This is a genomic window from Azospirillum sp. FG154 (genome assembly GCF_057809575.1).
Genome location: NZ_JBMDKF010000025.1, coordinates 82,787 through 93,279, shown reverse-complemented (window position 1 = coordinate 93,279; position 10,493 = coordinate 82,787). Strand labels below are relative to the sequence as shown.

The 10,493-nt window shown below is 63.2% G+C and carries 10 protein-coding genes and 1 tRNA gene; 6 read left to right on the top strand and 5 right to left on the bottom strand.

Going from position 1 to position 10,493, the window contains the following annotated elements:
- The first annotated feature begins 705 nt into the window (after nt 1-705).
- The 3 genes from ACODS4_RS22850 (at nt 706) to ACODS4_RS22840 (ending at nt 3,125) form a co-directional block, all read left to right on the top strand.
- Nucleotides 706-1,821 carry an acetoin utilization protein AcuC gene (locus ACODS4_RS22850; protein WP_488867887.1) on the top strand — a complete coding sequence of 372 codons (1,116 nt, stop codon included), beginning with the start codon at nt 706-708 and terminating at the stop codon, nt 1,819-1,821.
- A 159-nt stretch (nt 1,822-1,980) separates the two neighbouring features.
- Nucleotides 1,981-2,574 carry a hypothetical protein gene (locus ACODS4_RS22845; RefSeq protein WP_488867885.1) on the top strand — a complete coding sequence of 198 codons (594 nt, stop codon included), beginning with the start codon at nt 1,981-1,983 and terminating at the stop codon, nt 2,572-2,574.
- Nucleotides 2,571-3,125 (top strand): hypothetical protein, encoded by a 555-nt coding sequence (locus ACODS4_RS22840; RefSeq protein WP_488867883.1) that lies wholly within the window; start codon nt 2,571-2,573, stop codon nt 3,123-3,125. The genes ACODS4_RS22845 and ACODS4_RS22840 overlap by 4 nt, the downstream gene beginning before the upstream one ends.
- 84 nt (nt 3,126-3,209) lie before the next feature.
- Here ACODS4_RS22840 and ACODS4_RS22835 read toward each other — a convergent pair whose 3' ends face one another.
- Nucleotides 3,210-4,670 carry a hypothetical protein gene (locus tag ACODS4_RS22835; protein WP_488867881.1) on the bottom strand — a complete coding sequence of 487 codons (1,461 nt, stop codon included), beginning with the start codon at nt 4,668-4,670 and terminating at the stop codon, nt 3,210-3,212.
- A gap of 901 nt (nt 4,671-5,571) precedes the next feature.
- Here ACODS4_RS22835 and ACODS4_RS22830 point away from each other — a divergent pair.
- Both ACODS4_RS22830 and ACODS4_RS22825 read left to right on the top strand, forming a co-directional pair.
- Nucleotides 5,572-6,225 (top strand): response regulator, encoded by a 654-nt coding sequence (locus tag ACODS4_RS22830; protein WP_488867879.1) that lies wholly within the window; start codon nt 5,572-5,574, stop codon nt 6,223-6,225.
- Between the two features lie 279 nt (nt 6,226-6,504).
- Entirely contained in the window at nt 6,505-6,969 is a 465-nt protein-coding gene (locus tag ACODS4_RS22825) for a single-stranded DNA-binding protein (protein WP_488867877.1), read from the top strand.
- A 140-nt stretch (nt 6,970-7,109) separates the two neighbouring features.
- On the opposite strand, the gene ACODS4_RS22820 is transcribed toward ACODS4_RS22825, so the two are convergent.
- The 4 genes from ACODS4_RS22820 to erpA form a co-directional block, all read right to left on the bottom strand.
- Nucleotides 7,110-7,199, bottom strand: a tRNA-Ser gene (locus ACODS4_RS22820).
- Nucleotides 7,200-7,289: 90 nt separating this feature from the next.
- Entirely contained in the window at nt 7,290-7,865 is a 576-nt protein-coding gene (locus ACODS4_RS22815) for a hypothetical protein (RefSeq protein ID WP_488867875.1), read from the bottom strand.
- A 113-nt stretch (nt 7,866-7,978) separates the two neighbouring features.
- On the bottom strand, nt 7,979-8,752 hold the full coding sequence (gene xth / locus ACODS4_RS22810; RefSeq protein ID WP_488867873.1) for an exodeoxyribonuclease III: 774 nt from the start codon (nt 8,750-8,752) through the stop codon (nt 7,979-7,981).
- A 15-nt stretch (nt 8,753-8,767) separates the two neighbouring features.
- Nucleotides 8,768-9,157, bottom strand: a complete 390-nt coding sequence (gene erpA, locus ACODS4_RS22805) for an iron-sulfur cluster insertion protein ErpA (RefSeq protein WP_488867871.1) — start codon at nt 9,155-9,157, stop codon at nt 8,768-8,770.
- A gap of 118 nt (nt 9,158-9,275) precedes the next feature.
- Here erpA and ACODS4_RS22800 point away from each other — a divergent pair, with 118 nt between their 5' ends.
- Nucleotides 9,276-10,493, top strand: coding sequence for a deoxyguanosinetriphosphate triphosphohydrolase (locus ACODS4_RS22800; RefSeq protein ID WP_488867869.1), 1,218 nt, complete (start codon nt 9,276-9,278; stop codon nt 10,491-10,493).

Genomic DNA, 10,493 nt, shown 5'->3' with positions numbered 1-10,493 from the left:
TTCTTTTTCTTCCAATGAGTTGCCTAAACCGAAGATGTGTGAATGCCGTAGCCCGTTTCGGGAGAGGGCGATGATCGCCAAATGCGATCACCCCGGCTTTTCGACCCGGGGCGACCAACCTAGGATTTTCAGCGCGCGATTGCCGACGTTCGCGGGCTGAATTAGGAATTATGACCTGTTCCCCATGGAATCGCCGCCATGCGCCACGCCGCCAATCCGTCCGCCGTCCCTTTTCCCGTTGGGGCGGCGCTGCGGCTCGTCGCGCCGCGCGGGCCGGTGGCGGCGTCGGTGAAACAGGTGAACAGGGCGCGCGACGATGGTTCACAGCGTTTCAAACGTTCCATTCACCCAGCCCAAGAGCTTTCCCAGCGCCCTGTTTGTGGAACATGCCCCGATGGGGCGGCGCTGTGGCTCGTCGCGCCGCGCGGGCCGGTGGCGGCGTCGGTGAAACAAGTGAACAGGGCGCGCGACCATGGTTCACAGCGTTTCAAACGTTCCATTCGCCCAGTCCAAGAGCCTTCCCGGCGCCCTTTTTGTGGAACATCCGGCTTGGACCATTCCCAACCGTCGGCTGGGCGGCGCCCGTCATCCCGATCAGCGGGAACTGGGAACGTCTGTGGCCTTCGGCCCGGCTTTCCGACAGCGGCGACCCTTGACCAACCCCGGTCCCTGCGCCACCTCATCGCGACACGCAAGGATGACGTCATGCCTGATTCCCGACCCCCTCTGTTCATCGGCGGCGAGATTTACCGGGGGTCCACCTATGGGGCGAAGCACCCGCTGGCGATTCCGCGCATTTCCACGGTGATCGACCTCAGCCGCGCCATGGGCTGGTTGCCCGACGCGGTGTACCGCGACACCCACGTCGCCAGCGACGCGGAAATCGCCCGTTTCCACACCCCCGATTACATCGCCGCTTTGCAACGAGCGGAGGCGGAGCAGCGGGTCGATGCGGAAACCGGCGCCCGCTACAATCTGGGGAAAATGGAAAACCCGATCTTCGCCGAAATGTACCGGCGTCCGGCGACCAGCGTCGGTTCGACGCTTCAGGCGGCAAGGCTGCTGTTGGCGGGGGAGGCGGATGTGGTCTACGCCCCGGCGGGCGGCACCCACCACGCGCGGGCCGGACGGGCCAGCGGCTTTTGCTATTTCAACGCGCCGGTTCTGGGGATCCTCGAATTGCTCGACCAGGGGGTGGAGCGGGTGCTCTACGTCGATCTCGACGCGCACCATGGCGACGGGGTGGAGGAGGCCTTCGCCAACGACGACCGGGTTTTGACCATCTCGGTGCATGAGGATGGCCGCTGGCCCTACACCGGCAAGACGGAAGACCGGGCGGGCGGCATGGCCCGCAATCTGCCCATGCCGCCGGGCTTCAACGACAGCGAAATGGCCTACGTCATGCGTGAGGCTGTCCTGCCTTTGAGCCGCGCCTTCGCGCCCGAGGTTTTGATGATCCAAACGGGCGCCGACGCGCTGGCCGAGGATCCGCTCAGCCGGTTGGAATTGTCCAACCGGGCTTTGTGGGACGCGGTGGCGGAGCTGTTGCCCCTGGCCGCCAAAACCCTGGTGGTCGGCGGCGGCGGTTACAACCCCTGGTCGGTTGGTCGGTGTTGGGCCGGGATTTGGGCGGTGTTGAACGGCGTCAACCCCGTGACGCCGCCCACTCCCGACGCGGAAGCGATCCTGCGCGGTCTGAGCTGGACGCGCGCCGCCGGGCGGAATCCGCCAGAGCGTTGGTTCACCACGCTTGCCGACGACCGTCGTCCGGGGCCGGTGCGCGAGGAGGTTCGTCGGGTGGTCGACATGATCGTTCAATAGTCCTTCGGCGCGCTGAACAGAAATCGTGACGCCTCCCATGACGTTGCATTGACGAATCCCGATTGTTCAGCGACGCTGGTTCTCTTCCCGTCTCGCGCTGTGGCTCAGAAACGGTCAGGTTCGGACAAAGGAAGCGAAGAGAGGGGACGCAACAACCGCATGTCGAACACGACGCTTTTTTTAATCGCTATTGTCGTGATTATGTTGGCTGCGATTCCCATAGCCATGATGCTGAAGGATTTTCTGCCGAACGTTCTGGAAAAAAGTTCGGGCATGGATCAGCTTGAGAACAAAATTTACGTTCTGCACGCTGAATCCCAAGAACTGCACAACCGGGTCAACAGCCTGACCCAGCGCCGCAACGCCCAGGCGTCGGACAAGCATCGGCTGGAAACGGACATTCGCAAGGCGGAAAAGCAGATCAAGGAGTTGGCGGACCAGCCGCCCTTGTTCGTCCATGAGGTGGGCGATCCGCAATCCGGTTTGATGAAGTTCGTCGCTACGCTTTCCCAAGCCAAGGCGTCGGCTGAAGCGCGCGCGGCGGGTGAAAAGGTGCAGGTGAATCCGATTTGGCGTTGCGCCAACGTCGCCGAAGTCTGGGCCCCCAGCTTTGACGAGGCCAAGCAGATGGTGGAGGTCGCCTTTCCGTTCAAACTTGGTTTTGAAAAGACGTTTCTTCGGGGGGGCGGCGGCGGAAAGTCGAACGTGCCGAAACGGCCCGCGAACCCTGCCAGGGCGGACGCTTCATCATGATGCTGAACTTCATCATCATCCTGGCGATCATCGCCATCGGCGCATGGCTCAGCAACATTCTGCTGGTCGTCGAATCGCGGGTTTCGCAAACCCGCAACCGGGTGCGCAGCGCGCGGGGAACCGTCGACAAGCTCGATCACGCCATAAAGCGGCTGCACCGTGACGAGGAAAAGCTTCACGAAGAAATCGAAACCCTGATGCGCGAAACCTTGGAGCTGCGCAAGGACCAGACGGAGGTTCAAAACCGTTTGGCCGCCGCGCAATCCAAACGCCGCCCGCAAATCCTGATCCTGACCGATCGCCGCAATCCCAATGACAAGGAATGGCTGGTGACGGTCGTCAATCCGCAGATTGGCGAGATTGACGCCGCGCATCCTCTGGCGGTCGAATGGGCGCGTGGTCGGGAGTATCTGGTTTGGGCGGAATCGGAACGTGATGCCTCCGAACGCGCCAACCGACGATTCAGCGCCCGACCGGGGTATCAGGTGAAGTCGGTGGCGGCGGTGAAGACGGATCTGTATTCGTCCACGCCCGCCAAAACGGCGGCTTGACCGCCGCGTCCCTCCCGATCAAGCGATCGCGGTGTCTCTCCGATTCAAGGAACCAAAGAAACACCGCGCGGACGGATGACCGGATCAGCGACCAGTCTTGACGGCGACGCCGCTCGTCTGACGCAAGGCGTCGTGCAGGTAGGGCGACAGGGATTGCCGCATGGTGCGCAGCCACTCGTGAATGACGATCAGCGAGCGGGACGCGACCGGCGGGGTCATGCCCAGCTTGACCAGATCCTCGCGGGTCATGGTGGCGACCTGATCCAACCGATGGCCGGTCAGACGCGCCCAGGCCGGGGCCGAACAGGGGTTCATCGAAATGACGTGAACGCCCTCACGCTCGACCATTTCGGCCTTGCGGCGGGCGTACTGGCTGTCTTCCAGTTGGCTGAACGGGCCGGAAAAGCCGTTTTCGACCAGAACGCGCTTCGCCTTCGGGGCGATGGCGGCAACCCGTTCCAGCGTCGCCATGCCGGTGGACAAGGACGCCAGATCGACCGTGACCGGAACCATGAAGGTCAACCGTTCGCCATCGCCGACGTAATAGTCAAAACCCGACACCTCGGCCCAATTGAAGAACCACTGCGAGATGTTGCCGCCAAAATCATAGAGACGGCCACCGCGTTGCAGCTCCGGACCGATCAAGTCCCAGAATTCGTAGAATCCGTCGCCGGACCCCATCATGTTCATGAAATCTTGCGAGATTCGGCGGTGTTCAACCATTTCCGGGCCGAACAGACGCGCCAGACGCTCGTTCACCTCGTACTCGACGACCTTCAATTGGAGGCCTTCCAGCATGGCGGTCGCCATCAGGTGATGGGACAGCAGCGTCTTGCCAACGCCGCCACGGTCATTGAGGACGAAGATCGTGCCCAGCATGCGATCGCCTTTCCAAAAAACGTTTGTTGTTTCGTCGTGAGACATGAGTGTGCGTGCGCCTTGCGATTCCACCGGAGGAGCGGCGGGCAGGGTGGGCGTTTCGGTGTGAGGGGCCACAAGCGCCGGATCGGCGGCGTCCGGTTCCGGCTGTGGCGGGAGAGATGCCGGAGGAGCATCCAATTCCGGGGGGGGCAGGTCAATGACCGACGAAGCGTCGGACTCCGCCTGAAGTGGGGTGTCTTGGGGGACGTCTTCGTCGGCGACGGACTCCGCCAGCGGCAAGCCATCCGCCATGGCGTCGGCGGCGCTTGCTGCGGTTTCGTCCGCAGACGGAGGAGAGGGCCGACCGGCTTCCAACGCCGCCCGATGGACTGCGGCCAGGGTTTCCGCCGGCGTCGCGCTTTCCCCATCGCCAAGGCTGTCGCCACGCCCTTCGTTGCCAACCAGGAAAAAGGCCGACCGCAAGGTCACTGCGGAAATTGGCTGGTTGGCGCGGGCTGTAACCCCCAATTTGGCGAGCACGTCGGAAATTTCCGACCAGGACAAGCCGCGCTCGCGCATCAGCCCAATGTCGGTGTAACTCTCCCGAACCGCCTGCATGGCGCTGCGGCTGCCGGTGGGGCGATCGGCAAGGAGCCGCTCAAGTTCCGTGCGATCAATCGACACCGTTCGGGTATTCCGGCAATGATGATGTGTTGGCGGGATGCCGCTAAAGCGATGGACCAGAAGGAATCCGTTCCCCCGGCGGCCAAAAAATAGTACAAGCGGCCACAGCGCGCAAACGGTTTCCAACCGGGGCGAACGGCGTTAAACAGATGGTGGCGGGTGACGCCGTCGGTGATTTGGCGGTTCCGCTGGTCTTCAGCGAAACGCGGTCGGTAAAAACTCCAGGGTTTGGCAAGGATGCCTCACGATTTTGGGTCAATCGGTTCACAGAACCGGCGCTCTGGATCGAAGTCCGGCGCGGCGCCTGGGGGCGCTTCCAGTCCCGGCATCGGCTTTCACGAATTGCGTCAGGCTCTTGAGATTTCAACCCTGCGCGAAGATTTGGAACGGCTGTCGCACGGCGCCGACACGCTGCGTGGGCATGTCGAAGACGTGGTGGAGCAGGTGCGCGACCGTTTCGCCGCGCTGAGCGCCGAGGAAATGGCCGACGCGGCGGCGATGGCCCCATTGCTGCAATTCGCCGTTGCCGCCTTGCTGGATGTTCGTGAGCAGGTTCGCCGTTTGGACACGCGAACCGGGCCCGTTGGTGACGAGGACCGTCCATCCTGGCAGGGAGTGACCGACTCGCTGCGTGGGGGGAGGCCGTCACACCAGACCACTGCGGTTCTCTCATCACCTCGTGAGGTTGATGAACCGCCGCCACGCTCCGATCCGCCGCCATCGCCCGTCATAATGGCGCCCTCGGCGCCTCCCGCTTCGCCTCCTCGACCACGCGACGTTCCCCCATTGGATCCGATCCCGCAGGGCGAGACGCGACAGGCTTCCGCACCGTCGATGTCGGCGTCTTGGTTGACTTCAGAAAGTCCACTCCCGCCGCCCCCGTCTCGGGCCGCCACGACGCGTGGAGGCGGCTCTGCCGGACCTTCCCCCGGCGGCATTGATTGGCTTGGACGGGCTGGGCGCTGATCCGATTTTTGCAACTGTTGCCAAAGATCCCCGCCTTGACGCGAAACGTTGCCGCCTCGATTCTGAGAGCTTGCCGTTCTTTTATGCGCCGGGTACAACTCCGCTGTTGGTAAATGAAAATTTACCAAAATGCGAAGCGGGCATTCTGAAGGCGGCCATCATGCTGAAGACGGACGCGCAAACAGGACTATGCCGATTCTTGCGCCCCTCGTTGCCCAGCCGATCTTTGTCCGTCCTTTTGGTTGAGGATGAGGCGACGGCGGCGGCGGCGGTTGGCGCGGCGGTTGGCAAGCTTGGCCACCGGCTTTGCGGGACGGCCAGCAGTGAGACTGAGGCGATGGCCATGGTTCGGCAGGAACGACCGGACGTCGCCTTCATAGACGTCCGGCTGGGTGGTGGAGATGGCATCGCGGTTGCCAAACGTCTGCGCAATGATTGTGGGATTCGTTCGATTTTCCTATCCGGCTACGCCGATCATGGCGTGATGGAGCGCATCACGGAAACCTATCCGTTAGGAGTGGTGCACAAACCTTTTTCGGCGGCCCAACTGAAAATCGTTTTGGATCTGGCCGCCCGCCGACTGCGCTGACGGATAGGTGTCGCAGCGCCCGCGTCGGCGTTGGAATCGGTTTCCAAACACCATACCTCTCTGCTACACATGTTCGTGAAGTGTTCCGATGCGCCGCTGCGATGACGGGTTGACCACAGCCACGCCCGCGTGCTTCGTTGCGCCGGAAATTGGGTCATGGCCGCGCGTTGGACGCGTCGGCTTGGTTGATCGGGAATTCCAGAATCCCAACGTGGATTGGCGAGGGTTTGCCGCGCTGATGGGGATCTTGGGACATGCGCGCTGAAGGAGTATCGAGCGATGAATGTTTGGACGTTTACGGGACGCTTGGGCGCCGACGGCGAGTTGCGCACAACCCAGAGCGGTGAAAAAGTCTTGGGATTCCGCGTCGCCAACGACGTTGGCTTTGGCGAGCGCAAGACGACTCAGTGGGTCGATTGCTCCATTTGGGGCCGCCGGGCCGAATCTCTCGCCCCGCATCTGACCAAAGGCAAGCAGGTCGTCATTTCCGGCGAAGTGACCTTGCGCGAATTCGACAAGCGCGACGGCTCCCGTGGCGCTGGCTTGTCGGTGCGTGTGGCCGAAATTGACTTCACAGGCGGCGCCCGCGAGGAAGGCGGCGGAAGCTACGGCGGCGGTTATGAGCCGCGTGGCGAATCCCGTGGCGGCGGCTATGGCGCTGGCGGTTCAACCGGCGGCACGCGCAGCGGCGGTTCCGCGCCTCCGCCCCGTCATGACGATCTGGACGACGAGATTCCGTTCTGATCGGTTAAGCCAACAATTCGTCAAAAGGGGCCGCGCAAGAAAATGCGCGGCCCCTTTTTATTCTGGGGAACGATCAGCGCACGCCAGCGTCCCCGCTCTGTACGGGGAAATTCTATAAGCAACTTGTCCTGTTGAATTTCTGGCGGATGGGGTGGGATTCGAACCCACGGTAGGCTCACACCTACGGCGGTTTTCAAGACCGCTGCCTTAAACCACTCGGCCACCCATCCAGCGCGCGCGACATTCTGCGCGGAAGATCGGATTAGCGAATGTCTAAGCTGGGGTCAAGCTTTGCTCGCGCAATCACAACGCAAAGGGCATCATCCGTTGCGGATCGGGCGGCCCAAAGTGCGCAACCGTTTGACCGCGCGCGGAGCCGAGGGGCTGTCTGAGAAGTCGGGCAGGCTGGGCGCGCGGGTGATCGTCTTGCGGATCATCACGGCTGTCGCCTCCAAATCCTCCAGAACATCGGGGGACACGCGGCCCTCGTAGCGTGGATGGGACAGGCGTTGCCGGGTCTGGTCGATGGCCTTCAATTCCGGCTCGAACAGCTCGCGGGCGCCGATGGGGAGAACCTGGTCGTCGCGCATGGTGGCGAAATAGCTGCGCGTCGCTTTCGCCAGCATGCCCATCAGCAGCAAATCCATGCGCTCAAACTCGTTGCGCAGGTCGGACAACTTGCCGTCGTCCACGCCCTGCAAACGATCCTCGGTCAGGGCGAACAGCGCGCGGATCTCCTCCACCTTCTTGCGGAAGTCGAGGAAGGAGGCGAAACGGTCGTCGCCGATGTCGCGCTGCGCCTTTTCGGCCAGACGCGCGGCGTCGATGGCTTGGCGTTCGATGGCTGAGAGAAGTTCGCGAACCTCTTCGCGGCTGTAGCTGCGCCCCCACACCATCCCGCCCTGATCCTCCCTGGGTCTGTCGGGCGGCGGATGGCCTATCCCGAATTGGCTACACTAACCGCGAAACTTTTAACAAAATACTTTTCAATGGTCAGTGAAAAACACGGTCAGGCGTCCCGCAGTTCCAGAATGACCGGGGTGTGGTCGGACGCCTTCTCGCCGCCGCGCGGGCCACGGTCGATGACGCAGTCGGCCAGCCGGTCGGCGGCTTGCGGCGACAACAGAAAATGGTCGATGCGCAAGCCCTTGTCGCGCGGCCAGCAGCCCGCCTGATAATCCCAGAAGCTGTAGGCGCGGTCGTCGTCGTGCAGCGCCCGATAAGCTTCGGTGAGGCCGAGGTTGAGCAGAGCGCGGAACTTGGCCCGCGTTTCCGGTTGGGCCAAGGCGTCGTTCGCGAAATCGGCGGGGGAATAGACATCGCGGTCCTGTGGAATCACGTTGTAGTCGCCGCCCAGCACAAAGGGAATCTCACGGGCCAGCAGATCGCGGGCGTGGGCGTAAAGCCGATCCATCCAGCGCAGCTTGTAGGCGAATTTTTCACCCGGAATCGGGTTGCCGTTGGGAAGATAGAGCGAGGCGATGCGGACGCCCGCCACCGTCGCCTCGATGTAGCGGGCCTGTTCGTCCTCCGGCTCGCCGGGCAGGCGGGTCAGAACGTCCTCGGCGGGGGTCTTGGACAGCAGGGCGACGCCGTTGTAGGCCTTCTGGCCGACCACGGCGACATGATAGCCAAGCTCCTCAAAGGCCGCGCCGGGAAAGGCGGCGGTCTCGCATTTGATTTCCTGGAAGAGAACGACGTCGGGCGACGTCAGACGCAACCAATCGGTGATGAGCGGCAGACGGGCTTTGGCGGAATTGACGTTCCAGGTGGCGATTTTCACGAAACGGATCCGTTTTCAGGCGGCGAAGGAATTGCCGCAGCCGCAAGAGGCGGTGGCGTTCGGGTTCTTGATCTGGAAGGCGGCGCCCATCAGATCCTCGACGTAATCCAACGTCGCCCCGGCCAGCAGGTCGAGCGAGGAATCATCGGTGACGACCTTGGTTCCGTCCCGCTCGAACACGAAATCATCGTCGTTGACGGAATCGTCAAAGCCGAAGCCGTACTGGAAGCCGGAGCAGCCGCCGCCCGACACGGTCAGGCGCAGCATCAGCGCTGGATTGCCTTCCTGCGCGATCAGAAAGGCGACGCGCTTGGCGGCGCTTTCGCTGACGGTCAGCACGCGGTCGGTCGCGGCGGTGGCCCCCTCGGTCGGGGCGCGGTCGGCGGGAATCGCGGTGTCGGGCATGGCGGTCGCCTCTGGTGCGGTGCGGGAAGCAGTTGAGACGAATGTAGGGTGGAAAGGCTTCCGCGTCAAAGTTCCGCCATGGCATAGCACGCCTTCGCCGTTGCGCGGGCGGTTCCCCATGGGTAGTGTCCGCCCCATGAAGGCGGATTTCACCCAGGAACGGCTGGCTCCTTACGCTTGCGACCCGGCGGACACGCGCGGGCGTCTGGTGGCGGAGCCGGAAAGCCCGACGCGCTCGTGCTTCCAGCGCGACCGCGACCGCATTGTGCATTCTGGCGGCTTCCGCAAGCTGAAATACAAGACGCAGGTCTTCGTCTATCACGAGGGCGATTATTATCGGACCCGGCTGACCCACAGCCTGGAGGTCGCGCAGATCGCCCGGTCGATCAGCCGCACGCTGGGTCTGAACGAGGATTTGGCCGAGGCGGTGGCGCTGGCCCATGATCTTGGCCACACGCCCTTCGGCCATGCGGGTGAGGACGCGCTGAACGCCTGCATGGCGCCCTATGGCGGCTTCGCCCACAACGACCAGACCCTGCGCATCCTGACCCGGTTGGAGCGCCGCTACGCCGAGTTTGACGGGTTGAATCTGACCTGGGAAACGCTGGAGGGGGTGGTCAAGCACAACGGACCGTTGTTGCCGACCAAAACGGGCGCGGCCCTGCCGACCACCATCGCCGCCTTCCGCGACGTCTGGGATCTGGAGCTTCACACCAATCCGGGAGCGGAGGCGCAGGTCGCCGCCCTGGCCGACGACATCGCCTACAACAACCACGACATCGACGACGGCCTGCGCGCCGGTCTGTTCACAGTCGAGGAGGTGGCGGAATTGCCGCTGGTTGGGCCGGTGATCCGTCAGGTTCTGGAAAAATACCCCGATCTGGAACGCTCCCGCCTGATTCATGAGACGGTGCGGCGGATGATTAACGTGATGGTCAGCGACCTGCTGGCGGAAACCCGCCGCCGTCTGGCCGAACACAAGCCGGGCAGCGCGGTGGAGTTGCGCGCGCTGCCCCTGCCGATGGTCAGCTTTTCTCCGGCGATGTGGGAGGCGCACGGCCCCGTCCGCGCCTTCCTGCGCCAGCGCATGTACCGCCATTTCCGGGTGAACCGGGAGATGAGCAAGTGCAAGCGCGTGGTGCGCGCCCTGTTCGAGCTGTTCATGGCCGAACCCAACACCTTGCCGACCGAATGGCAGCGCGACATCACCACGCAGGGCGGCGACGCCGACGCGGTGGTGCGGGCGCGCCACGTCGCCGATTACATCGCGGGCATGACCGACCGCTTTGCGCTGGCCGAGTACGGCCGTCTTTTCGACATGGATGCCAAGACCTAA

What these genes read in the sequence shown, in the direction of transcription:
- ACODS4_RS22815 (WP_488867875.1), bottom strand. Translation starts at nt 7,865, where the DNA reads ATGGTGTGGGGGCGCAGCTACAGCCGCGAAGAGGTTCGCGAACTTCTC.
- ACODS4_RS22840 (WP_488867883.1), top strand. Translation starts at nt 2,571, where the DNA reads ATGATGCTGAACTTCATCATCATCCTGGCGATCATCGCCATCGGCGCA.
- ACODS4_RS22800 (WP_488867869.1), top strand. Translation starts at nt 9,276, where the DNA reads ATGGGTAGTGTCCGCCCCATGAAGGCGGATTTCACCCAGGAACGGCTG.
- ACODS4_RS22845 (WP_488867885.1), top strand. Translation starts at nt 1,981, where the DNA reads ATGTCGAACACGACGCTTTTTTTAATCGCTATTGTCGTGATTATGTTG.
- erpA (WP_488867871.1), bottom strand. Translation starts at nt 9,157, where the DNA reads ATGCCCGACACCGCGATTCCCGCCGACCGCGCCCCGACCGAGGGGGCC.
- ACODS4_RS22850 (WP_488867887.1), top strand. Translation starts at nt 706, where the DNA reads ATGCCTGATTCCCGACCCCCTCTGTTCATCGGCGGCGAGATTTACCGG.
- ACODS4_RS22825 (WP_488867877.1), top strand. Translation starts at nt 6,505, where the DNA reads ATGAATGTTTGGACGTTTACGGGACGCTTGGGCGCCGACGGCGAGTTG.